The organism is Bacillus altitudinis (assembly GCF_001191605.1).
In the GTDB taxonomy this organism is placed as follows: domain Bacteria; phylum Bacillota; class Bacilli; order Bacillales; family Bacillaceae; genus Bacillus; species Bacillus altitudinis.
The window spans coordinates 2,210,237-2,232,430 of record NZ_CP009108.1 but is presented as its reverse complement, the minus strand read 5'-3'; the positions used below and the strand labels follow the sequence as shown (position 1 = coordinate 2,232,430).

The following is a 22,194-nucleotide window of genomic DNA, read 5'->3' as shown; positions in this document are numbered from 1 at the left end:
CAAACAAAAGCGCGGGGTTCTTATCATTTAAGAGCACCGCGCTTTTTTGTTTCGTTCGTTTTTGCTAATATTTCTTTTTTCTGTTCTTCTGTCAACACGTTCATTTTGACACATAGTGATGTGACGGCGTACATTTTATCTTTTTTGCCCCATAACATGTTAGCAGCCTCCTTTTTCCCTAGACCAACTTTTTTAGCTTAATAAAAGGATATGTCGCTCACTAAACATTTGGAACAGGTCAATTCATTTATTTTTGAACAAATGGGATGCCTTCTAATTCTAACAGGATCGCTTTCATCCCTGTCTTCGTCCCTGCATAGCCAGTCAGAGTCCTGTCTTTTCCAATGACCCGGTGACACGGGATAAAAATTGGCAATGCATTGCGTCTATTAGCTTGTCCAATGGCTCTGACAGCCTTTGGATTACCGATCGCTTCTGCAATATCAGCATAGCTTTTTGATTCACCATACGGAATAGTAGAAAGTGCCTCCCACACTTGCTCTTGAAACGGAGAGCCTGCTTGCTTGAGCGGGAGATCGAACACTTTCCGATCGCCCTTAAAATATTCATCCAGCTGTTTTTTCGCTTCTTTTAATACAGGCGTGTCTTCTTGTTTAAAATGGTCTCTCTGTTCTTTGACCAAAAACGATTCATCATCAAACTTCACTTCAATGATGGCACCATCTTTCTCTAGTATGTATAATGCCCCGATTGGTGCGGTATAGACTGTATAATACACATTAAAGCTCCCCTTCTTGTTTCTGCTGCCGGAGTGGAAGCGTGAGATGGAACACTGTTCCGACCCCTTCTTCACTCTCTACTTCAATGGTTCCTTGATGCTCTTCAATAATTTTATAACTAACCATTAACCCAAGTCCAGTGCCTCTTTCTTTTGTTGTATAAAATGGTTCTCCGAGACGCTTTAGTTTATCCTCTGTCATGCCGCAGCCTTCATCACGAAGAGAAATCACAATGTGCTCCTCCCCCTTCCTTTGAATGCTCACGTAAACATTTCCTTTCTGAGGCATTACTTCAATCGCATTTTTTAAAATGTTAATAAAGACTTGCTTTAACTGATTTTGTTCACAGTAGATGAGCGGAATATCATCCAGCACATTTAAGTGCATTTGCACATTGCCAAGATTGGCTTGTGCGTGAAGAAGGTCCATCGTGTCTTTGACAATTTGCACGACATTTTTTTCTTCATAGATGATGGCCTGTGGTTTCGCTAAAATCAAAAATTCTGTAATGATGGATTCGATTCTTTTCAGCTCTGATGTGATGACATTAAAATAGAGCGAATACTCCCCTTCAATGTTTCCTTTGAGCAGCTGAATGAAGCCTTTTAAAGCCGTCATTGGATTTCTAATTTCATGGGCAATTCCAGCAGCAAGCTCTCCGACAACATGAAGCGTATCCGATTTTCTTACCCGCTCTTCTAATTCCTTGCGTTCAGTCACATCTCTAAAGATGGCCAAATTCATGTTATGAATAATATTTCGTTTAAAAGAAAACTCCAAAATACGTTGATCTGGATGGTTCAGCACAAATGGAACTTCATTGTCCATCTCGTCTAATGACATCGCCTGAGCTGGCTGCGCCAAATTTTCAATTTGATATGGCGCAAGGATATGAAAAAGGTTCATTTCCGTTAAGTGATCATCTTTGAGGCCAAGCAGTTCACTTGCGGAAGGATTCACATCAATAATCCGGTATTGATTATCGAAAAGAACAATGCCATCCATAGAGCCATTAAATACTTTACGGAATTTGAGCTCACTTTCTCGCAGCTCCTCTTCCATTCGCTTTCTGTCACTGACATTCCGTAAAATGGTTAAGTGCTGCCCTTCTAATACCGCATGCTTAGAGGTGAACTCAAGCTCTTTGAATTGGCCATTCGCCATTCTAAAGAGGAGTTCTTCTCTGATTTCAAGATTCCTGATATACCGTCTTCTTGTCGGCCGGTATCTGCGATCAGATTTGACTAGAAAATCCATGAGTTTCTTGCCAATCAGCTGCTGCATCGGTAATTCGAAAATTCGGCAGGCGGATTCATTTGCCCTGACAATCTCTCCATCATCCGCCCAAATGATGATGGCATCCATCGCATTTTCGAATATTTCTCTAAAACGTTCTTCACTTTTTAGCAGCTTTTCTTCCATTAATCTTTTTTCTGTAATATCACGCATGATGGACATGTAAAAACCACTCATCACATTGGATGTGATGGTCAGTTCGAATAATTTGTTCTGCCCAGATTGAAGGGTAACAGGAAGTTCTCCCTTTGCTTTCCCTGTTTCTTTCAATGAAGTTAAGAGCTGCTGGAGCGCTGGAAGATTTTCTTCTTCAACAAATTCATTTAAGTAGCGGTCTGTTAAATCTGTTTTTTGAAGTTCAAAGCTCTGGCAAAAAGAGTGATTGGCGTCAATCATACAACCATCCTGATCAAATATGACCATACCGTCAATCGCTCGATCAAATAAATCTTTAAACAGCTGCTCATTCATCGAACGTTCTCGCTCTAATATTTTCTTTGAAGAAATATCACGCATGACGACAATATATTGTTGATTCACCACGTCGTGCTCTGCTACAAATTCAATATATTTTGTCTCTCCATTTTCAAGTTGAATGGAGATCTCTCTTTTTAACGTTCCTTTTCGAAAAAAAATCTCAAGTGAGCAGTCAATTTTGTTTTTCGGGATGCCGTATAGGAAATCTAGAACGGATTTATTGAGGAGGTCTTCTTTCGGTGTTTGCACAAGCCTACATGTCGCTTCATTGGCTTGAATAATGTTGAGGTGCTGATCAAATATAAAAATGGCATCTAACGTCTTATTTAACAGCATTTTGTGCTGTATCAATTCATTTCGCAAATATTCGTTTTCTTTTTCTAATTTTCTGATATTTTTCGCACCATCGAGCGTTTCAGTCATTCTCTTACACTCCTTTTCCAGCCTCATTCCTCTACAATATTTCTACAAGATTTTCATTGTTCCTTCATTCGACTCATAAAAAAAGAGAACTTTTTACATGAGGCTTGCTTCATTTGTTTCATTTGGATGACACGATTGTATAACGATTCTCTTTTCTTACGCTTCTTTTACAACCGTTCTACAATTTCACATCAAATAGCGAAATGAGCCAATTTGTATTTTAAAATGGGGCAAATGAGGGAACAGTGCACTTAGAACGTTTATGTTCGAAATGAAGCAGGAAAGGTGATGTTATGACGTCAACGAGAGACAGTTATTTCGATAATGCAAAATTTCTTCTGATTTTTCTAGTTGTTTTTGGTCATTTGTTACGGTCATTCATACATGATAATGACTGGATACTCTACTTATATAAATTTATTTATACATTCCATATGCCCGCTTTTATATTGGTGTCTGGCTTCTTTGCCAAAGGTTTTAGAAAACCAGGTTTTATGAAAAAAGTCGCAGTTAAGCTGATCATCCCATATTTGATTTTTCAGGTCATCTATTCTGTGTATTATTATTTTTTACAGGATCAAAGCATCTCTAACTTAAATCCGATTGATCCACAATGGTCTTTATGGTTTTTAATCAGTTTATTCTTTTGGAACTTACTACTCATTCCTTTTTCAAAACTGCCATTCCACTGGGCAATGATTGTCAGTTTATCGATGGCGTTACTTGTCGGTTACGTGGACAGCATTAGCGATACGCTCAGCCTATCTCGTACGTTTGTCTTTTTGCCGATGTTTTTAGCTGGCTTTTATTTAAAAAAGCAGCACTTTGAATTTATCCGAACAAGCAAAGGGAAACTGACTGCACTTCTTGTACTGTGGGCCGTGTTCATGTTTTGCTATTTTTATGAATTCGATTATTCCTTTTTATTTGGGTCACAGTCTTACGCTTCTCTTGGAGATGAAGGACTCATTGCAGCTATGAAACGAATGGCATGGTATTTACTTGCATTTGCTGCTACCTTTAGTTTCTTTGCATTAGTCCCAACCCGCCGGTTCTTCTTTACCAAATGGGGCACAAGAACGCTTTATGTCTATTTACTTCATGGCTTTGTGATTAAGCTTTTAAGAACGACTTGGTTTGATGATTGGGCTCTAAATACGGCAAGTGTATTGATTCTATTGCTACTTACGGTCCTCTTAACCTTTACCCTATCTAGTACATTTGTTAAAACTGTTGCACAACCAGTCATCGAGCTCAAAATGACCAGTCTGATGCGAACCATTACTGGCAGACAAAACAGTTATATTAAATAGAAAAAACGATCTCTCTGGATCGTTTTTTTTTCTATTTATTTTTTGTTTTTCTGTTCAGTATGACATTCATCGTTTTTTTTAGGATTCATTAAGGTATCAATCCATTTACTGCTGTTTATATCTCCCAGCTCGCTGCCAAATTCCTCTTCCAAGATATCGGGGTTCATCGGTTTTTTATGGTCTTTCATATCTTTACTTTTCACATGTTTTTTAGTCACGAGATGCTCCCCCCTGTTTACCTTGATGAGAATTTCGGTTCGCCTGGCGGTCTTCTGATTGCTCGTCAAATTGTGTTTGTCCTTGATCGTGTGCCATGCTTTCTGTAGGCGTCATATTATTTGTGAGTGCTTCATTTTTTGCTGTTTTTCTTTTCATTTGTCATCATTCCTTTTTAACATGTTTAGTTCTTCGCTCAATTGATCAAATAGCTCTTTCATTTGTTTGACTGTCACTGGTTTTTCCTCAGGCTTTAACTCATATCCAATTTGCCCATTCGCTTCTAGTGTTGCTTTTTTGAGACTGCTAATGTCTGTGATGCCCTGCTGCTTTAAGCGCATTTTGAATTGGTCCCTTGTCAGCCGCGTTTTTTTCAGCTTGTGATCAAGCATTTCTCCATCCTCTAAAATCACCACAGACTTCCCTGAAACCAATTTTTCAAAAAAATCAAATTGGATCGACAGCTTTTCCATAATCACAAGCGCCAAAATAAAAATGGCGGCCGCATAAATGGTTTCAAGTAAATTATGCTCAATAAAGGGTTGGATAATAATCGATCCAATCGAAATCATGATGACCGTCTGTTGAACCGTTAATTGACTAATGGATTTAGGCCCTGCTATTCTCAGCAGCAAAGTACCAACGAGCAGCATTACAATTGCTTTCCATAACACATCCAGCACGTCTCTTTCACCTCTTACCTATAGATTGCGAACATCCTTTGTGATTTAGCCAGTTATATAATGGAAATAAAAAAAACCAGCATTCAGTAGGAATGCTGGTTAGCCGATGATCACACGCTCTTTCGGATAATGATAATTCGCTTCACTTTCCCGGCGGCCAATTAAATACAAGAAGCTTGGAATTCCAATCCGTCCTATAAACATGACGACCATAATAATACACTTACCAAATACGGACAAGTCAGACGTAATTCCGAGCGACAGTCCTGTTGTTCCGAAGGCAGAACAAACTTCAAATAAAGTTTCAAGAAGTGTATGATGGTCTGATAAAGTTAACAGAAACGTAGCACCAAACACTAAAATAAAGGCCATCATCGTCACCATGAGGGATTTATTAATGTCCGCTTGATGAAGCTCTCTTTTAAAGATTTTAATGGACTTATTTCCTCTCGCAAAATGAAACAAAGCAAGTAAATTAAGGGCAAACGTGGTTGTCCGAATTCCGCCCCCTACCGAGCTTGGAGATGCCCCGATAAACATCAGCAAACATAAAAATAACAGTGTCGGCTCTGTCAATTGCGTAATATCTAATGTCGAAAGCCCGCCACTTCTAGTAGCTGTTGATTGAAACAAAGAATAAAACAAGATTTCATGCCAGCTCTTCCCTAGAAAAGTAAACCGGGCTTCAAGTGCATAAATCCCAATTGCCCCAACGACAACAAGAAGGCCAAACGTGATTGTTGTAATTTTCGTAAACAATGAAAACGATGCATGTTTTCGGTCTTGATTGAATAAATAATCCTTTACTTCGACAAGTACCGGAAAGCCAATAGCGCCAAAAATGATGAGCAGCATCGTAATAAATTGGACGAAATAGTCATCTTTATAAGGAATTAACGAATTCCCAGTAATATCAAATCCTCCATTGGTTGTGGCACTGATACTAGAGAAAAATCCGTGTAGAAAAGCACCTTGCACATCGTAATACTTGAGAAAATACATACTTAAAATCAGACCGCCTACAAACTCAATCAGTAAGATTAAATATAAGACCTGCTTCATGAGTTTTACAATTCCTGATAAGTTGCTTTGGTTTTGGTCTGCCATAATTAATTTTCTTTCTTTAATGCCGATCCTTTTTCGCATAACCAGCCAGACGAATGTACCAAGGGTCATAATGCCGATACCCCCGATTTGCAAAACAAATGCAAGGATCCACATCCCGGTCACACTAAATGTTTGTGACGTATCGACAACAGTCAGACCCGTGACACTGACAGCACTCACAGCTGTAAACAGCGCATCAATAAATGTCCATTTGACTCCTTCTTGGTGAGCCACTGGCAGACTGAGTAGAATGAACGACACGGTCACAGCAAGAAAATAATAAAGGGCAATCAACTGAAAAGCCGACAGCCGGTCGATTAGTTTTTTCATTGGATTCATGGTTATTCCTTCTTTTATCTTTCTTTTCGAATACTATATCATTTTAATGAAAAGAAAGAAGATTTTAAAGGTATTTTGTGCTTTATTTACTTTTTCATCAAAAAGAAAAAGACATCCTTACGCAGAATGTCTTTTGATCTTTCTTATTTTGCTTCGAGTCTTCTAATTCTTTCGTTTAAATCAGGGTGTGTTGAGAAAAGAGAAGCTTTTCTTTTACCACTGATTTTCAGTGTAGCAACAGCTGTTTGATCATCATCTTTAATTCTTGATGTATACGCCTCTAGTGAACGGAGCGCATGAATCATTTTATCTTTTCCTGCAAGGTCCGCACCGCCGCGGTCTGCATGGAATTCGCGATGTCTAGAGTAAGCAAATACGACAAGGCTTCCTAAGATAGAGAAAATAATTTGGAAGACGATCACAGCGATAAAGTGAACAATCGGCACAAGCTCTTCACGTGGAACGAAACGGCTTGCAATCCATGCCGCAATTCTTGAAAGGAAGACAACAAACGTGTTGACGATTCCTTGAAGTAACGTCATTGTAACCATGTCACCGTTCGCTACGTGAGCGACTTCGTGAGCGATAACCCCTTCAACTGCTGCATCATCCATTTCATGAAGCAATCCAGTTGATACGGCAACAAGCGATCTTCTTTTAGAAGGACCTGTCGCAAATGCATTTACTTCAGATGATTGGTAAATACCGACCTCAGGCATTTTAGAAAGGCCTGCTGCTCTTGATAGTCTGTGAACGCGGTCAACAAGCTGCTGCTCATCATATGTTAAAGAATCCTTTTCTGGATTTAACACACGCACACCCATCATCATTTTTGCCATCCAGCGAGACATCGCTAGTGACATAAACGAGCCTACAAAACCAACAACTGCACTGAATACAAGAAGATAAAGGATATTAAGTCTTCCGTCTGCTCCTATATAAGAACCAACACCAGTTGCTGCACTAATAACCGATAGGACAATACCAATCGTAGTGATAACAAGAATGTTCGTTAATATAAACAGAAATATTCTTTTACCCATACATAACCTCCGCTGTCATATTAAGTTCATTTGAACTTATTAATAAAATTATAAAAATAAACGTCTCAAATTGCAAGGAAAAAGGAATCGTTTTCTATGTTTATCATACTGGCTCAAACCTCGTCATTTCAATGATTACGCTACTTGCATCCGCTAAAAAGTGAACAAATTGTGACGCAGCGGTCCTATTTTAGTTTATTTTGCATTTTCATTAAAAAGAGATTATGATGTTGAATTAGATCAATAATCACGTTTTTGACGTACAAATGAGGTGGAACATGGTGACTTTTAAATTAACGAGAATTGACATGACGAGACTTCTGTATTCTCTAAAAGGCGAGGGAGATCTGACTCCGCTTCAGCTTTTGAATTTATCTGTAAAAAGCGATAAGGAACATGAATATGATGGATTAAAAATCCCTTCGTTTTTTGAAAAACTCGAACGGCGGAAGCAAAAATCAGAGCACGGGCTTTCAACGAACGAAATCGTTGAGCTTGGCAACTTGTGTGAGCTGACTTCTCTTAAATCGACAGCCATTCAAAACTGGATCAAGCGCGATATTAAAGATATGATCGGCCATCCAGAGCTTGGCAAGAAGTACTCCATTGATCAGGTCGTTATTTTATTAATTGTCCGGGATTTAAAATCAGTATTTGATTTTGATTCTATTCGTATGATCTTATCTGCCTTATTTAATACGATCACAGATCGAACGGATGATATTATCAGCCCCATCCGTTTTTATGAAGCATATGCGCACGTCCTTGATTTTATTTATCACCATACACATTTTCCATTAAAGGAAACGAATTTACGAGAAATGACAGAAGAGCAGACGGACAAGCTCCACGAAGAGTTTACAGAATTGACGAAGCCGCAATGGCAATTGATTAAAGGCATTATCAGTTCCACAGTTTTCTCCGTTTTCACTTCTCACTTGCAAAGCACAGCGCAAGAAATGATGTTTAATACGCTTCAGCTGAAAAAGGCTTAAAACTGAGCCCGAGGTGACCTTCATCACCTCGGCTTTTTTGTGCAGCAATTGCCAGCATAATTGCAGGCTGTTTTTTTCAAAATAAGAAGGCGCAACAAACATGAGGTGAAAGGAGGAATATGTGATGGCAAATCGAAATCAACTTCTTGTTCCTGGAGTAGAACAAGCTTTAGATCAATTTAAATACGAGATCGCTCAAGAATTTGGCGTGAATCTCGGTTCAGATACAGTCGCACGTTCAAACGGTTCTGTTGGCGGCGAGATGACAAAAAGACTCGTACAGCAGGCGCAATCTCAAATGGGCCATTCAACTAAATAAAGACATGGTGAAATACGCCGGATCTATTCTGGCGTTTTTTTACTGTTCATATGTAGGCTCATCCCGGTTTTCACGGTATGAGGGCGGTGTGTTTTTTCCTTTTTGTTTGACGCCATCTCTGTTACGTTCACCGTACGGACGATTCTGACCACTGTCGTTTTTTTTTACATGCTTTTCAGTATCACCACGTGATGTGCCGTTTGGATGTTTTTTTTCATCTGGATCAGTTGAGTGATTTTTTTTTTGCTCTTTGTCTTTTTCAAAAGGGCGGTCCTTTTCTTCTTTTCCCTTTTTCTCTTTTTTGTCAAGATTAGGGCTTGTTTGGTGAGGCTTTTGAACAGCTCCTTGCTCTTCCCTCTCAACTTCCTTCTGCTCTTTGTCTTCGCCTTCAGGAGCCTCTTTATCCGGCTGCATCTCATCGCTACCGTCTGTCTTGATGTCTTCTTTTTTGTCTTCGTCTTTTTGATCTTCATCAGCATTTTTCGGCTCTTCTTCTTTGACAGCCTCGTCATCTGCTGGATCTTCATCTTCTTTTTTAACGTCCTCTTGTTCGTTTTCTTGCATTTCTTGATTTCTAATATAAGTTCCTGTTGAAATGCCTGCTTTTTGTGCCTTTTCTCTTGTTTCCAGGTCACCTTCCACAGTTTCTAGCTTATAATTGCGCTTTTGATATTCCCCCGAGATGGTGCTGATTTTACTTTTTACGTTTGTTTTGTATGTATGATCCTGCTTGTTTTCATAAACAGTTGAAATATAAATGCTTTTAGAGTGGTTCACGTATCCTTTTTTATCACAATCATCGATGATTTCCTGCACGACTTTGGTCATGTCGTTTTTTTCTAAATCTTTCATACTGGCCAGTACTTGCTTCGCATCTTTATTCAGCGGAGTGACACCGATCACTTGATAATTGTGATCGAGTTTCAGCTCAAAACTTGGGTTAATGTCAATCGTCATATATGCATATGCTTTTTGACTTGAGAAAGATGGCATCATAGTGAAGATCACGACAATAATTGCTGCAATTGATAGAATTCCTGCATTTAACGGACGTAAACGAAGCAGGTCAAAAAAACCGGCTCTTTTTCTTTCGAGACGTGATTCATTCGGAAACGTCACTTCTTGACCGATTTCATAGTCTTGCTGTTCATACTTTGTCCGCAGAAATTGTCCATCAGGGGTCAGCAGTGTGACATATTTTTTGTTTTTCTCTACTATAATGCCTCTTCTCATGAATTAAGCACCCCTTTAAGGTAATCTTTCAAATACACATAATCACCTGTCATAATGATCGCCATCGCAATAATATATTTTCTATTTCTCTCAATCGTTTTGCGGCTGACTTCCACTAGCTTTTCCAGCTGTTTGACTGGCAATTGTTTTTTCTGAAATAAAATGGTTCTCAGTTCATCGTGCTTAACGAGTGTATGGGCCACTTTAATGGCATTTTGTCTCGCATCCGCATGCTTTGGTGAATGCTCAAGCAGTTCTTGAAACGTAAGACCATATACTTTCAATCGTTCTTTAAAATGTTCAATCTCTTCTCTTCTATGTTCTTGTTCAATTAAACGCCTATATTCATTTGCAGAAAGCTCTGCTTCAATCATGCTTTGCGAGTACTCGCCATTCTCACTTTCTTGAAGGTCCATTTGAACCGTTGGCGCGTTTCTTGCTTCTTTTCGAATATAGTCGATTACTTTTCTTTTAATAATTAACTCCGCAAATGCAAGGAGTGAGTTGCCTTTTTCGGCAGAGTATTTTTCTATCGCTTCATTAAAGGCAATTAAGCCTACGCTGAATTCATCATCTTTTTCATCTATATATCGTTTACAAACGGATGAAACCGTCTTAGCGACAAATGGTTTGTATTGCTCGATTAATGCATTTTGCAGCTCGGTATCACCCTGTTGGATGTTGATTGCCGACTGCTCTAATGTTTGCTTTTTCTTTCCCTTTTTAAACAAAAGGCTAAGCAATGGTTTCACCTCAGTTCTCCCTATATTACTCATTTATGATAGCTAATTTATGAGGGAAGCGCAAAGGAAGAAATGAGGAATTCATTTCCTGTTACTCAATTGTGACATGTATTTCTTTATCTACTTTACAACGTTTCGTTTAAAAGCAAAGAAATAAGGGGGTATCCCCCCTTTTTTGTAATATACGTGTTATGAAAATGAAATGATATTTCTTTCAAAAAACCTACTCTTCCAGCCGCATCTCTTGTTTTTCCTCGTTTTGCTGGCCGCCTTTTCTTGATGGACTTGATAAAAACCAACCAAATGCTGCAATTGCGAGAAGAACCGTCCAGAAAATGACTTTCCATAATGTTGAATGAATGAAATGAGAGGACACGACCCCAATGGCTGGATGAGAAAGTGTATAGAGCGTCAGCTTCACGCCAACCCATCCGACAATGACAAATGCTGCTGTTTCTAGGCTTGGTCTCGTTTTAAGCAGTTTCACAAATACAGTCGCCGCAAACCTCATGATCACTAGACCAATGATACCGCCCAATAGAATGACAATAAATTGACCGCCATCAAGCCCGCCAATTTGTGGAAGGTTTGTTGCTGGCAGAGTCACAGCTAATGCAACAGCTGCTAAAATAGAATCTACTGCAAATGCAATGTCAGCAAGCTCAACTTTCACGACGGTTGCCCAAAAGCCGCTTTGTTTCATGTTTGTGTCTGCTTCCTTTTTCTTAAATACGTGCGATTTTAAAATATGGTGAATCGAAATATATAGAAGATAAATTGCGCCAATGGCTTGAACTTGCCACACATCTACTAAAAACGAAATAAGAAAAAGAGAACCAAATCGCATGACAAATGCTCCCGCAAGTCCGTAAAACAATGCCTTTTTTCTTTGTTTTTCAGGAAGGTGTTTGACCATCACAGCCATAACCAGCGCATTATCAGCTGCTAAAATCCCTTCTAATCCAATCAATACGAGAAGAACCCACCCGTACTCTAAAATAATTGCTGCATCCATCATCATTCCTCCTTATTTTTTATCTATTGTCCCACAACAGACAAAGGCTTATGAATGCAAAAAAGACCTTTGCCTGTAATGGCAAAGGTCTTGCTAGACATGTGATATGTAAATCATGCCAACAAAGCCGATGGAATGAGGTTCCATGTAATGACGACTTTGTTTCCGGTGATAACCGGACGCTACTCCCCTTTGGTGGGATTAAGAATATTTAGATTACTTATATCATAATCAACAGACCCCGGATTGTCAACAGGTGACTTTTTATCTACACCCACTGATTAAGCCGTTGGTGTTTCTGTTTTTCTTTTTCTTCGTTTCAGCCACACGTAGAGAACAAACAATAAGAGCATACCAATTCCAATCGGCAATACATATGGTTCTAAAATGGTTCCAACCTCTTGCCAGTTCTCCCCAAGGACAAATCCTAGATACACATATACAAATGTAATTGGCGTAATCGCCAAAAACGTATACAGGCAAAAAACCCACACATTCATCTTCGCAATACCACACGGAATGGAAATAAGGGTTCTGACCCCTGGAATAAATCGGCCGCTAAACGCAACAAATCCGCCATGCTTTTCAAAAAATGCATCCGATTTATCAAGTGACTCAGGTTTCACAAAGAAATATTTCCCATATTTATTTAAAAAGGGTCTCCCTCCATAACGTCCTAACCAGTACAAGGTCAAGGGGCCTGCCACACCACCAATAGAACCGGCAGCCACAACACCAATGAAGGCCATGTCCCCTTTTGAAACCCAGTAACCTGCAAGAGGCAACACCACTTCAGCAGGAACAAATTCAATGCATAATGCAAGAAAGATGCCGAAGTACGACAAATTCTTAAAGGCATCAGCTAATGAAATAATAAAATCTTCGATGTTTATCAATCCCTTTCACACATAATCAGTTTGACAGGCTATGCTTGCAAATCGTACCGTGCCACCTATTAAACGAATAAAAAACCAAAAATGATTCACTTTTCTTCGTTTTTTTACATTAAATTTGATTTTACTATAAAAAATGTTCAAAAAAAATGCTAAATGCCCTTTTTAAGTAAAGGAAAAGTGAACACAGGCGCCACTTGATCCGATATATTAAGTATATGTCTGTTTTTAGATACAGGAGGTTTTCTTACATGACACATTTAACAGGAAGCTACAACGGATGGCTTGTCTTTCTGTCAGTCGCTGTCGCCGCTGTCGCCTCCTACTCAGCTCTTCAATTAGCCAGCCGGGTGATCCAGTCGAGCGGCGCAAAGAAAAGAGTATGGTTGATCATTGGTGCGATGATCATGGGGATGGGAATATGGTCAATGCATTTTATTGGCATGATGGCGTTTCACCTACGCTCTGGTATCACATATGAAACACCCTTACTCATTTTATCGATTTTGGCCTCTTTTATCGGTTCTTTCATTGCATTTTCAATATGTATTCAGCAACAACTTTCTACAAGACGACTTTTGATTAGTTCGATCACGATGGGCTCAGCTATTTGCAGCATGCACTACCTCGGATTGGAATCAATGGCGAATGTCACCATCAGCTATGACCCTGTTCTCTTTTTTCTTTCGTTTTTTATTGGTGCGCTCGCTTCATTCTTTTCATTACACCTTTTTTTCCGGCTCCATCGCTCTGAGAAAAGGCGGGGAGATCAGCTGTTAAAAATAGCGGGTGCACTGATGATGGGCGGTGCTGTTGCGGGCATGCATTACACAGGCATGGCGTCTTCGACGATGTTTTTTCATTCAGATGGTCAGGTCGCTGCGGGTGGTTCTCTTGAAATGTCACCATTTAGCCTGTCCATTTTCATCGGCCTGATGACGCTTATCGTCCAATCACTTATGATTTTCGGCGCATATATTGATCACCGGATTATGTCACAATCCGATCAGCTAAAAGAAAATGAACAGCGGTTCCAATCACTGATCAAACATAATATAGATGGGATTATCGTGTTATCTGTTGATCGAAAAGTGATATCTGCGAATGATCCAGGCAAACACATTTTGAAAATGTGCAATTCCTGGATTGGTGATGATGTGAGTCAATATGTCATGCCGACTGAGATGTGGGAAGACTTTATTGATCAATCTAAAAAAGCAATTACGCGTGAAGCAGAACTGAAAGCAGCAGATCGTTTTTATTATTATCATGTTACATACATACCCGTACACGTCAACCATACACTTGACAGCATTTATCTCGTTTTAAAGGATTTAACCCAGCAGAAGATTGCTGAAAAAGAAATTCATGTGATGGCACATTATGATGCATTAACTGAACTTCCGAACCGTCGTCACGGAATTAATCATTTAAATGATGTTTTATCCGCTCAAGAAGAGACAAAAACGTCAACGGCAGTTCTTTTTCTTGATTTAAATCGGTTTAAAATTATTAATGATGCCCTTGGTCATAACATAGGCGATCTGCTGTTGAAAGCCGCCGCAAACAGACTAACCAAATGTTTGCCTGACAATGGTTTTATTGCAAGAATTGGCGGTGATGAATTTTTAATGATCTTCCCTCACCTGGAGCATGGTACACATAAAATTGAACAGCTTTCGAAAAACATCATTCGCCAATTTGAACGACCTTTTTTCATTCAAAACCATCAGCTCATTACATCCATTAGTATTGGAATCGCCATCTCTCCGCAAAACGGAAAGAATGGCATGGAATTGATGAGAAAAGCAGATATGGCCATGTATTTATCAAAGAAACATAAACAAAGCCGCTATGAATTCTTTACTGAATCTATGGAGAGATTGAGTGAGGACAGACTCAATCGCGAACTGGAGCTACGAGATGCCATTCAAAGAAAGCAGTTTGTGCTTCATTATCAGCCGCAAATCAGCGCCAAAACAAGACAAATGACAGGTGTTGAAGCCCTTTTAAGAATGAAAGCACCAGACGGTTCTCTAAAATCACCCGAGGCTTTCATTGAACTTGCTGAAGAATCCGGCCTGATTATCGATATTGGAAGGTGGGTCATTGACACGGCATGTCAGCAGGCAAAATTGTGGTATGACAAGCAATTGAAAATCCCTGTAGCGGTCAATTTATCTGCTAAGCAGTTTAACTCTGAAGACTTAATTGATTTGATCAAACTAACGCTAAAAAAATACGACCTTCAACCATCACTTCTTGAGCTTGAAGTGACAGAAAGCATGACAATGGATAACATCAAGCAGTCAAAACAAGTACTGACATCTCTAAAACAACTTGGCGTCCGTATTAGTATTGATGATTTTGGTACAGGCCATAGCTCTTTAAGCTATTTGAAGGATTTGCCGATTCACCGTCTGAAAATTGATAAATCATTTATCGAGGATATTTTGAGTGATTCAAAGTCTGAGCAAATCACAGGGGCTATTATTGCAATGGGGCACCAGCTATCTCTAGAAGTCATTGCTGAAGGTGTTGAAACTTTTGCACAAGCGCAACTTTTATCTGCGCAGGGCTGTGACGATCTACAAGGCTTTTATTATGCCAAGCCACTTCCAGCTAGTGATATTGAAAAATTTATCGCCTATCCTGCTCATCAGCTGGATACATAAAAAAGGTGCCAACCATGGCACCTTTTCGTTTTATCTAAATAACAAATGCTGACTGTGAATACCTGCTTTTTTCAGCAGACTAATTAATTGCTCCTGTTCTTCACGCGAAAGACCAGAAAACGCCCGCGCAATTCGAAGAGAATGGATTGGATAAATTTTATCTAGATAACTGCGCCCTTTATCCGTTAAATGGGCATAAACTGACCGTTTATCCTTTGGGTCCTGTTCTCTTTCAATGAAACCATTTCGTTCTAACTTGTCAATTACGTACGTCACATTCCCGCTGACAAGCAGGAGTCTTGAGCCGATTTGCTGAAGTTTTTGAGCACCTCTCGTATACAGTAATTCGAGAACGGCAAATTCAGTTGGATTGAATCCATGCTCCTTGCTGTCTCTAATACTGTGTTCGGAAACGCTTTTAAATGCTCTTGCAAAAACTTTGTAAAGCGTCATTGAACGTTCTACTTCTTCTTCATTAAACGATAGTCTCATCACATATCTACCTCTTATAATATTTTTTTAACTTCAAGGCTTTCTTGCGGTGCAGTTGGAGCCTTTCGTAAAAAATAGAAGTACGTTTTTGAAAACCCTTTCAACCACATAAGTGACTCCATTCGTGTTATGTATAAGATTTCGATATAAACTTTTAAAATCCTTCTTATTTTTCACAATCATCTCGAAAAAAAGCTTTTCCAGCAAACCATCAAGTTACGACAAATTTTAACATAATCTGTAAAGGCTCTATATTTTCTTACATTTGATTCGTCAAATTTCTACAAAATTCAATATTGCTATAATATTAAACACGCAAAAAAAGAACCCTTCATGTGACAGTGCACATGATAAGGGATGTTAAAGATAGCGGTCTGTTTTGTTGAAAAAGAAATGATACTCTTTTTTTAAGTCACTAATTGTCATGTTCTTGGTCATATCAGGGCTATACACCCCAAGTGAGCAAAGCTGCTTCGTATAATAATGTCTTTCTTTCGCTAAAGCTTCTTTTAATATACGCCGCACGACATCTCCCCTCCTATCAATGGATATGGATCGGGTGCTTATGAGGACTTTTTATACAAATCATTTTGTACGGCTCTAAGAAGAGCATGTGCATTCTGACCCGCAGCCTGCATGAACTGCTCCAGCAGTTCATCCCTCTTCACATCTAATGCGATGATTTCTTTTGCCATACGGATGATCTGTGTTTTCTCCATCAAGTGCGCCTCCTCCTCATTTTTTCTTTTTCTTATCATATGTTCACGTGATATGATTTGCACTTTATATGTCAATTTTCCTTCCATTGTTTTTCACTTTATTCATTTCTGTGTTATATTATCTAACAAACGTTAGGTTTTTTTACTGACTGTTGGATATAATATGAAGAAAAGACTTGCAGGGGTGAGGATATGACGCAGGAAGATGTATCTTATAAAGATAAAAAAGTCATTTCAATCGGGATTGTCAGTGAATTAACAGGGCTTTCCGTCAGGCAAATCCGATATTATGAGGAACGGAAACTCATCTACCCCCAGCGCTCAACAAGAGGCACACGAAAATATTCTTTTTCTGATGTAGAACGTTTAATGGATATCGCCAATAAACGGGAAGATGGTGTGCAGACAGCGGAAATTTTAAAAGACATGAAGAAAAAAGAACAGGCATTAAAAAGCGGACAATATAAGAAAAAAATGCTGGAAGGTCAAATTAACGCACACTTCCGGTACAAAAATCGATGAACTAAATAAAAATCGCTTACTCGGCAAAATAGACTTAGCATCTGATCGACCTGAATATGAAACGATGAAAGCACGAACTTACCCAAAGACCGATTCTTGCAGAAGAGTCTATTTCAGACAACGAAAGCCAATGAATCATTGAAGCAGCAAAACGAGGCAGCAATTGCAGCCTCGTTATTAGCTAAAACAACCATTCAACTATTTATCACCTAAGATACTTGATCTTTAACGATTTAGTTTTTCAAATTTGTTCAGGAATCGAAACAGTTCGTTCATTGAGCACATTCCCCGTGTTTAGCGTCGTTTTGGGTTCAATTAAGAGCAAGTGAACTTCTTCTTCAGCAATTGGCTGATGTTCAACTCCTTTTGGAATCACAAGAAATTCTCCTTCATTAAGCGTTATTTCCCTATCCCTAAAACGGATGACTAGATTGCCTTTCCACACAAAGAACATTTCATCCTCATCATCATGGTGATGCCAAATGAATTCACCCTTAATTTTCACCATTTTCATGTATGAGTCGTTCAACTCTCCACTTATTCTAGGATTCCAATAATCATTTATTTGCGAAAATTTTTCTTCGATATTTACCTTTGAAATCAATCGATTCCCCTCCTTATTAAATGGAAACGTCTGTTTTAATTGCCACAGCTAAAAAATTCTCATTTTCTCCTCTCGATCAAATAAAAGGGACGCAATGAGCATCAACCTCTTCTATCATTCAGTTTACATACTTCATTGGATCACGTAAAATCAAAAAATAGCATATAGATCATCACAATTTGTGATGCAAAAAAGGAGAGTTAGTTTGGATATTAAATCTTTGGAAGTATTTAAAGCCGTTGCCATTGAACAAAGCATCACAAAAGCTGCTCAAAAATTAAATTATGTGCAGTCCAATGTCACCGCAAGAATCCAACGTCTTGAACAAGAGTTAGGTGTACCTCTTCTCTATCGATATCATAAGAAAATATCTTTAACGCCTGCAGGACGTGAATTGCTTCCCTATGTAAATAAATTACTATACGATTACGAAGAAGCGATAGAAGCAGTAAAGCTTTCCTCTACTCCGCGGGGATCTTTACACATTGGATCTATAGAGTCCACCGCATCTACAAGATTGCCCAGCATTTTCACAGAATATCACAAAAAATTTCCACAAGTAGAATTGAGCTTGTATATGGCACCTACAGTCGATCAAGTTAGCGCTATCCTCAACTACAAAGTAGACGGCGCCTTGGTAGATGGGCCAATTCTTCATCCAGAAATCATCGAGTATCCTGTATTGGAAGAATCCCTCGTTCTCATTACAAGCTACTCCACGGAGCAATTCCAGGTAGAATCTATTTTACATGAGCCGTTGCTCTCGTCATTCGCCCATTGTATTTATTTAGGACGATGGCAAAAGTGGCTAGAGAACAACGGCTATCCTCCTATGAAGGTCATGGAATATGGTACGTTAGAGGGCGTCCTTAAATGTGTTGAAAGCGGGCTGGGAGTGACCGTATTACCAAAATCTATGGTTGAATCTCGGGGGGAAGGCAAATTCACCTGTCATCCGTTACCAGAACCACATCGAATCGTACCCACTGTGTTGATCAGGCGACGTGATTCGTACATGACCAGTGCTCTGTCACAATTTATGGAGTTAATAGGCATTACGAATATGTGATCTGAGACAGATCATTGTTTTCATTAATAAGAACATGTGTGATAAAAAAGAGGATAGATAGAGCGACATTCTTTCAGCTCTTCTATCCTTTTACATTATCTCAACTTATGCCAAGCATATGAACGATTCTTTTTATTTAGATGAAGCGTCTGTTCCTTCAACAACCCCTACAAAGTCAATTCGTACGCCGCCTTTTTCAGGATCTTCTTTCACCCGAAAGGCAAGCGCCTTTTTTTCTCCAGTGTTTGCATCTTTATAATTCGCATGAAAGACGTGGATGCTGGCTTCTTCCAATTGAAAATCTTCATAAGAAAGCGTCTCAATTCCCCATTCCTTTTTCGATTTAAGAATGTCATTTGGGCTTGGGATTGCGCCTTCGACATAGACATTGTCCATTTTTCGTTTATTTCCTTCAGTTATCGCTTCAAGCATATGCTCTGATGCCACCAGTCTTCTGTCTTTCCCCTCGTCTTCTCTTGAACATGCACTTAGCAAAGCAATGCACATGAAAATGAATAAAAACTTCTTCATTTTTCTCTCCCACCTTCTCCTTAAAATGTAAAGGATGGAAGCGCTATATGCAATCTTTATTCAAAAAAGACTGTAAAACGTTACATTTTACAGTCTTTTGACTACATCAGTGTATGAAGAAATGCTGTTGCAATTCCAAAATAGATGAGTAAGGATAAAATATCATTCAATGTTGTGATCAGTGGTCCAGATGCAATGGCTGGGTCCACGTTTAATCTGTGTAAAATAATCGGCACGACCGTACCTGCCATTGTCCCAATAATCAGTGTTGCAAGAAGCGAGGAACCAACAACAAAACCTAAAATCATATTGCCCTGCCATACCATGGCAACGACCGTAATAATGATTGAACAAACAATCCCAATATAAATACTTGTTCTCAGCTCTCTGAAAATCAAGCGCATAATGGTTTTTTTCGTTAATTCTTCTTTTGACAATCCTCTAATGACAACCGCTAGAGACTGTGTCCCTGTATTCCCTGTCATACCTGCAATCATCGGCATGAAGAACGCTAAAGCAACGACTTGTTGCAAAGTATCTTCAAAATAATTTAAGATACTGCCTGAAATCAGCCCAATGAATAGGAGCAAAATGAGCCATGGAAGACGGCGGTATGCCGCCACAAATGCCGGTGTGTCGAACGTGATATCTTTACCAGAGGCAGCAAACTTTTCATAGTCTTCTCCTGCCTCTTGAATCACAACATCAATGATATCATCGACTGTCACAATTCCGACTAGGACATTGTTCTCTTCTACAACAGGGATGGCAAGGAAATCATATCGTTCAATGAGCTTTGCGATTTCTTCCTGGTCTTGAAAGGCACCAACGGCAATGACTCTTGTAAACATAAGATCCTGCACTTTTTCATCTGGCTCACCTAAAATAAGATCCCTGTATGAGAGTACCCCTACAAGCTGTTTTTGATCATTTATGACATATAAGTAGTTGATCGATTCGGCAATTTCAGCAAAGCTTTTCAGCTTCACCACGGCATCCTGAACCGTATAATGCTGCGGAATCCAAACGTACCGATTGGTCATGATCCGACCTGCTGTCTCAGCAGGATAATTCATGAGAAGCTGGACGGCCTTGGATTCCTCTGCTTCCATGTTAGATAAAAGCTGATCCTTCAGCTCATCCTCCATCTCATCAAACAAGTTGGCTAGATCATCGTTATCCATTTTGTTTGTGACGAAGGTGGCTTTGTCTTTCCCTACTTTTTCAAGAACAATCTCTTGATATTCCCGCTCCAGTTCACCCATCATTTCCGTCACGTCATCGACTGTTAAAAAGCTGAGAAAGCGGCCGCGGTGTTTTTCTGGAAGCTCCTTGAATAAGTAGGCCATATCATAAGGCTGCAGTTCTTCCATAATGTTTTTAAATTCTTTACGTTTTCCATCTCTTAGTAAAATAATGATGCGTAAAATGAGTTCATCGTACGTAATGTTCTGTATCATCGCTGTTACCTCCCCAAAATCAGGAGATACCCGAATCCCTTAGATTGTGCGGGGGTCAGGATCTCCTCTATCTGATGTGTCAATCTGATCTTTTGACATACTCTCTATGTGTCTCGAATCGGGATGATCCATCCCCACACCTCCTTTTCTCATAAAAAAGCACCTTCAACCGAATGAAGGCGCTTTGTAAGCATGACAAATAAACACTTGCTCCTTCAATCGTAGAGCTTTAGCACTGTATGGCATAGGATTCATCCAGCTGCATTAAAAATCACCTTATGTCGATGATTCCTGTTGACCCATTGGCGTCTTTGGACATTTTTGGGCAGCAGCGTATCTCCATACAGGAGCCTCACCTAACGAAGTCTCATATTGTTGACACACTGAGATTACAGAAAAAGCGCAATGATGTCAATAAGCAAGATGCCAAGTTTCCTGATGTATTCGCTTTCTTTTCAAAAAAAGAGCGATAGACAAGTTGACCATCGCCCTTTCATGTCTTTTATTCCTCTTCTGGCTGATTCATATCCTCTTGGGAGAGGAGATGAAAGGAATCATGCAAAAACAAAGCATATCCTTCTCCATCAGGATGGGGAACATATTCCGCACGATCCATCGTCTGTTCTTCTTCTTTTTTCTTCATCATATTCTCTCGCCTCCTTTCAAGTAGTTTGTCCCAATGAAAAAACCTTACACATAAAAGTGTAAGGTTCATTTATACCTTAATCGTCCCATTCTTGCTTGAGGATTTTGCCTGTTTTAGCGGAAATCTCAAAATCAACTTCTTCGCCGCTTGGTGTCGTAATTTCAATTTCATACAAGTACACACCATTTTCTTTATCTAATTCTGAATCTGTGACTGTTCCTTTTACTTTTGCAAGGGCAATTTGTTCAGCCTGTTTTTTGGTGATTTTTACATTTTGTTTCTTTTCTTTGACTGGATCATTGAGCGCTTTGCCTGTTTTGGCATCGACATATACTTTATATTCAAAGCCGCCTTTTTTAATCTCGACCTCATATACCCATTTTCCTTTTTTACGCTCAAGATCTACATCATCTACATAGCCTTTCACAACTTTTAATGCTGCTTTTTCAGCCTGTTTCTTTGAGACAAATGAAGATTTCTTTTGCACCACTTGTTCGGCATTTGCCGTTTGATTTGTATTTTGCGCTTGAAGGGTGAAACCACCTGCGACAAGGGCTCCTGTGAATGCTGTAGCTACTAGTACTTTTTTTATCATATTTCATTCCTCCTTGTTTGATTTCTCCTTTATCTTAAAAAAACAA

At 39.2% G+C, this 22,194-nt stretch carries 26 protein-coding genes and 2 riboswitches; of the genes, 6 read left to right on the top strand and 20 right to left on the bottom strand.

Going from position 1 to position 22,194, the window contains the following annotated elements:
- Positions 1 to 23: 23 nt before the first annotated feature.
- The 3 genes from ID12_RS19595 to ID12_RS11230 form a co-directional block, all read right to left on the bottom strand.
- The gene (locus ID12_RS19595; RefSeq protein WP_017359454.1) at positions 24 to 158 is read right to left on the bottom strand and encodes a hypothetical protein; all 135 of its coding nucleotides are present in this window, start codon (positions 156 to 158) and stop codon (positions 24 to 26) included.
- A gap of 89 nt (positions 159 to 247) precedes the next feature.
- On the bottom strand, positions 248 to 739 hold the full coding sequence (locus ID12_RS11235) for a methylated-DNA--[protein]-cysteine S-methyltransferase (protein ID WP_017359455.1): 492 nt from the start codon (positions 737 to 739) through the stop codon (positions 248 to 250).
- A 1-nt stretch (position 740) separates the two neighbouring features.
- On the bottom strand, positions 741 to 2,936 hold the full coding sequence (locus ID12_RS11230; protein WP_035392271.1) for a PAS domain-containing sensor histidine kinase: 2,196 nt from the start codon (positions 2,934 to 2,936) through the stop codon (positions 741 to 743).
- Between the two features lie 293 nt (positions 2,937 to 3,229).
- On the opposite strand from ID12_RS11230, the gene ID12_RS11225 reads away from it, so the two are divergent.
- Complete coding sequence (locus ID12_RS11225; RefSeq protein WP_050827211.1) at positions 3,230 to 4,249, top strand: acyltransferase family protein; 1,020 nt, start codon at positions 3,230 to 3,232, stop codon at positions 4,247 to 4,249.
- A gap of 35 nt (positions 4,250 to 4,284) precedes the next feature.
- On the opposite strand, the gene ID12_RS11220 is transcribed toward ID12_RS11225, so the two are convergent.
- From ID12_RS11220 to htpX, 5 genes are all read right to left on the bottom strand, one after another.
- Entirely contained in the window at positions 4,285 to 4,467 is a 183-nt protein-coding gene (locus ID12_RS11220; protein WP_050827210.1) for a hypothetical protein, read from the bottom strand.
- Positions 4,460 to 4,624 carry a hypothetical protein gene (locus tag ID12_RS19365; RefSeq protein ID WP_008346124.1) on the bottom strand — a complete coding sequence of 55 codons (165 nt, stop codon included), beginning with the start codon at positions 4,622 to 4,624 and terminating at the stop codon, positions 4,460 to 4,462. Before ID12_RS19365 ends, ID12_RS11220 begins: the two co-directional genes overlap by 8 nt.
- On the bottom strand, positions 4,621 to 5,148 hold the full coding sequence (locus ID12_RS11215; RefSeq protein ID WP_050827209.1) for a DUF421 domain-containing protein: 528 nt from the start codon (positions 5,146 to 5,148) through the stop codon (positions 4,621 to 4,623). The genes ID12_RS19365 and ID12_RS11215 overlap by 4 nt, the downstream gene beginning before the upstream one ends.
- Positions 5,149 to 5,247: 99 nt before the next feature.
- Positions 5,248 to 6,594, bottom strand: coding sequence for a TrkH family potassium uptake protein (locus tag ID12_RS11210; RefSeq protein ID WP_007498761.1), 1,347 nt, complete (start codon positions 6,592 to 6,594; stop codon positions 5,248 to 5,250).
- Positions 6,595 to 6,737: 143 nt separating this feature from the next.
- Positions 6,738 to 7,637 carry a protease HtpX gene (gene htpX, locus ID12_RS11205; RefSeq protein ID WP_007498762.1) on the bottom strand — a complete coding sequence of 300 codons (900 nt, stop codon included), beginning with the start codon at positions 7,635 to 7,637 and terminating at the stop codon, positions 6,738 to 6,740.
- 278 nt (positions 7,638 to 7,915) lie between these two features.
- On the opposite strand from htpX, the gene ID12_RS11200 reads away from it, so the two are divergent.
- Together ID12_RS11200 and ID12_RS11195 are read left to right on the top strand one after the other, a co-directional pair.
- Entirely contained in the window at positions 7,916 to 8,632 is a 717-nt protein-coding gene (locus ID12_RS11200; RefSeq protein ID WP_050827208.1) for a DUF1836 domain-containing protein, read from the top strand.
- Positions 8,633 to 8,756: 124 nt separating this feature from the next.
- The gene (locus ID12_RS11195) at positions 8,757 to 8,951 is read left to right on the top strand and encodes an alpha/beta-type small acid-soluble spore protein (protein ID WP_008346135.1); all 195 of its coding nucleotides are present in this window, start codon (positions 8,757 to 8,759) and stop codon (positions 8,949 to 8,951) included.
- A 39-nt stretch (positions 8,952 to 8,990) separates the two neighbouring features.
- Here the strand turns inward: ID12_RS11195 and ID12_RS11190 are convergent, their stop codons facing one another.
- The 4 genes from ID12_RS11190 to ID12_RS11175 form a co-directional block, all read right to left on the bottom strand.
- Complete coding sequence (locus ID12_RS11190) at positions 8,991 to 10,184, bottom strand: anti-sigma-I factor RsgI family protein (RefSeq protein WP_050827207.1); 1,194 nt, start codon at positions 10,182 to 10,184, stop codon at positions 8,991 to 8,993.
- Complete coding sequence (gene sigI, locus ID12_RS11185; RefSeq protein ID WP_008346139.1) at positions 10,181 to 10,936, bottom strand: RNA polymerase sigma factor SigI; 756 nt, start codon at positions 10,934 to 10,936, stop codon at positions 10,181 to 10,183. Before sigI ends, ID12_RS11190 begins: the two co-directional genes overlap by 4 nt.
- Before the next feature lie 214 nt (positions 10,937 to 11,150).
- A complete protein-coding gene (locus tag ID12_RS11180; RefSeq protein WP_048003405.1) occupies positions 11,151 to 11,942 on the bottom strand; it encodes a TerC family protein in 792 nt (263 codons plus the stop codon).
- A gap of 32 nt (positions 11,943 to 11,974) precedes the next feature.
- A riboswitch (yybP-ykoY riboswitch) is annotated at positions 11,975 to 12,145 on the bottom strand.
- Between the two features lie 78 nt (positions 12,146 to 12,223).
- Entirely contained in the window at positions 12,224 to 12,838 is a 615-nt protein-coding gene (locus ID12_RS11175; RefSeq protein WP_007498772.1) for a DedA family protein, read from the bottom strand.
- A gap of 248 nt (positions 12,839 to 13,086) precedes the next feature.
- On the opposite strand from ID12_RS11175, the gene ID12_RS11170 reads away from it, so the two are divergent.
- Entirely contained in the window at positions 13,087 to 15,510 is a 2,424-nt protein-coding gene (locus ID12_RS11170; protein ID WP_050827206.1) for a bifunctional diguanylate cyclase/phosphodiesterase, read from the top strand.
- 30 nt (positions 15,511 to 15,540) lie between these two features.
- Here ID12_RS11170 and ID12_RS11165 read toward each other — a convergent pair whose 3' ends face one another.
- The 3 genes from ID12_RS11165 to ID12_RS19360 all read right to left on the bottom strand — a co-directional run bounded on the left by ID12_RS11165 (position 15,541) and on the right by ID12_RS19360 (position 16,721).
- On the bottom strand, positions 15,541 to 16,005 hold the full coding sequence (locus tag ID12_RS11165) for a MarR family winged helix-turn-helix transcriptional regulator (RefSeq protein WP_088004396.1): 465 nt from the start codon (positions 16,003 to 16,005) through the stop codon (positions 15,541 to 15,543).
- 357 nt (positions 16,006 to 16,362) lie between these two features.
- Positions 16,363 to 16,527 carry a hypothetical protein gene (locus ID12_RS11160; protein ID WP_008346148.1) on the bottom strand — a complete coding sequence of 55 codons (165 nt, stop codon included), beginning with the start codon at positions 16,525 to 16,527 and terminating at the stop codon, positions 16,363 to 16,365.
- A gap of 38 nt (positions 16,528 to 16,565) precedes the next feature.
- Positions 16,566 to 16,721: a hypothetical protein gene (locus ID12_RS19360; protein ID WP_008346151.1), complete on the bottom strand. Its 156-nt coding sequence runs from the start codon at positions 16,719 to 16,721 to the stop codon at positions 16,566 to 16,568.
- 192 nt (positions 16,722 to 16,913) lie between these two features.
- Between ID12_RS19360 and ID12_RS11150 the strand changes: the two genes are divergently transcribed.
- Positions 16,914 to 17,243: a MerR family transcriptional regulator gene (locus tag ID12_RS11150; RefSeq protein ID WP_007498778.1), complete on the top strand. Its 330-nt coding sequence runs from the start codon at positions 16,914 to 16,916 to the stop codon at positions 17,241 to 17,243.
- A 241-nt stretch (positions 17,244 to 17,484) separates the two neighbouring features.
- On the opposite strand, the gene ID12_RS11145 is transcribed toward ID12_RS11150, so the two are convergent.
- Positions 17,485 to 17,847, bottom strand: coding sequence for a cupin domain-containing protein (locus ID12_RS11145; protein WP_017367108.1), 363 nt, complete (start codon positions 17,845 to 17,847; stop codon positions 17,485 to 17,487).
- A 205-nt stretch (positions 17,848 to 18,052) separates the two neighbouring features.
- Here ID12_RS11145 and ID12_RS11140 point away from each other — a divergent pair, with 205 nt between their 5' ends.
- Entirely contained in the window at positions 18,053 to 18,916 is an 864-nt protein-coding gene (locus ID12_RS11140) for a LysR family transcriptional regulator (RefSeq protein WP_050827204.1), read from the top strand.
- A gap of 132 nt (positions 18,917 to 19,048) precedes the next feature.
- Here ID12_RS11140 and ID12_RS11135 read toward each other — a convergent pair whose 3' ends face one another.
- The 4 genes from ID12_RS11135 to ID12_RS11120 form a co-directional block, all read right to left on the bottom strand.
- The gene (locus ID12_RS11135) at positions 19,049 to 19,447 is read right to left on the bottom strand and encodes a hypothetical protein (protein WP_050827203.1); all 399 of its coding nucleotides are present in this window, start codon (positions 19,445 to 19,447) and stop codon (positions 19,049 to 19,051) included.
- Between the two features lie 101 nt (positions 19,448 to 19,548).
- Positions 19,549 to 20,907 carry a magnesium transporter gene (gene mgtE, locus ID12_RS11130; protein ID WP_007498785.1) on the bottom strand — a complete coding sequence of 453 codons (1,359 nt, stop codon included), beginning with the start codon at positions 20,905 to 20,907 and terminating at the stop codon, positions 19,549 to 19,551.
- Positions 20,908 to 21,114: 207 nt separating this feature from the next.
- A riboswitch (M-box (ykoK) riboswitch) is annotated at positions 21,115 to 21,278 on the bottom strand.
- Between the two features lie 131 nt (positions 21,279 to 21,409).
- The gene (locus tag ID12_RS19355) at positions 21,410 to 21,553 is read right to left on the bottom strand and encodes a hypothetical protein (protein ID WP_008346168.1); all 144 of its coding nucleotides are present in this window, start codon (positions 21,551 to 21,553) and stop codon (positions 21,410 to 21,412) included.
- Positions 21,554 to 21,629: 76 nt separating this feature from the next.
- The gene (locus tag ID12_RS11120; protein WP_008346169.1) at positions 21,630 to 22,148 is read right to left on the bottom strand and encodes a PepSY domain-containing protein; all 519 of its coding nucleotides are present in this window, start codon (positions 22,146 to 22,148) and stop codon (positions 21,630 to 21,632) included.
- Positions 22,149 to 22,194 lie beyond the last annotated feature (46 nt).

What these genes read in the sequence shown, in the direction of transcription:
- ID12_RS19595 (WP_017359454.1), bottom strand. Translation starts at nt 158, where the DNA reads ATGTTATGGGGCAAAAAAGATAAAATGTACGCCGTCACATCACTATGT.
- ID12_RS11230 (WP_035392271.1), bottom strand. Translation starts at nt 2,936, where the DNA reads ATGACTGAAACGCTCGATGGTGCGAAAAATATCAGAAAATTAGAAAAA.
- ID12_RS11225 (WP_050827211.1), top strand. Translation starts at nt 3,230, where the DNA reads ATGACGTCAACGAGAGACAGTTATTTCGATAATGCAAAATTTCTTCTG.
- ID12_RS19365 (WP_008346124.1), bottom strand. Translation starts at nt 4,624, where the DNA reads ATGAAAAGAAAAACAGCAAAAAATGAAGCACTCACAAATAATATGACG.
- ID12_RS11210 (WP_007498761.1), bottom strand. Translation starts at nt 6,594, where the DNA reads ATGAATCCAATGAAAAAACTAATCGACCGGCTGTCGGCTTTTCAGTTG.
- htpX (WP_007498762.1), bottom strand. Translation starts at nt 7,637, where the DNA reads ATGGGTAAAAGAATATTTCTGTTTATATTAACGAACATTCTTGTTATC.
- ID12_RS11200 (WP_050827208.1), top strand. Translation starts at nt 7,916, where the DNA reads ATGGTGACTTTTAAATTAACGAGAATTGACATGACGAGACTTCTGTAT.
- ID12_RS11195 (WP_008346135.1), top strand. Translation starts at nt 8,757, where the DNA reads ATGGCAAATCGAAATCAACTTCTTGTTCCTGGAGTAGAACAAGCTTTA.
- ID12_RS11190 (WP_050827207.1), bottom strand. Translation starts at nt 10,184, where the DNA reads ATGAGAAGAGGCATTATAGTAGAGAAAAACAAAAAATATGTCACACTG.
- ID12_RS11180 (WP_048003405.1), bottom strand. Translation starts at nt 11,942, where the DNA reads ATGGATGCAGCAATTATTTTAGAGTACGGGTGGGTTCTTCTCGTATTG.
- ID12_RS11170 (WP_050827206.1), top strand. Translation starts at nt 13,087, where the DNA reads ATGACACATTTAACAGGAAGCTACAACGGATGGCTTGTCTTTCTGTCA.
- ID12_RS19360 (WP_008346151.1), bottom strand. Translation starts at nt 16,721, where the DNA reads ATGGAGAAAACACAGATCATCCGTATGGCAAAAGAAATCATCGCATTA.
- ID12_RS11150 (WP_007498778.1), top strand. Translation starts at nt 16,914, where the DNA reads ATGACGCAGGAAGATGTATCTTATAAAGATAAAAAAGTCATTTCAATC.
- ID12_RS11135 (WP_050827203.1), bottom strand. Translation starts at nt 19,447, where the DNA reads ATGAAGAAGTTTTTATTCATTTTCATGTGCATTGCTTTGCTAAGTGCA.
- mgtE (WP_007498785.1), bottom strand. Translation starts at nt 20,907, where the DNA reads ATGATACAGAACATTACGTACGATGAACTCATTTTACGCATCATTATT.
- ID12_RS19355 (WP_008346168.1), bottom strand. Translation starts at nt 21,553, where the DNA reads ATGATGAAGAAAAAAGAAGAAGAACAGACGATGGATCGTGCGGAATAT.
- ID12_RS11120 (WP_008346169.1), bottom strand. Translation starts at nt 22,148, where the DNA reads ATGATAAAAAAAGTACTAGTAGCTACAGCATTCACAGGAGCCCTTGTC.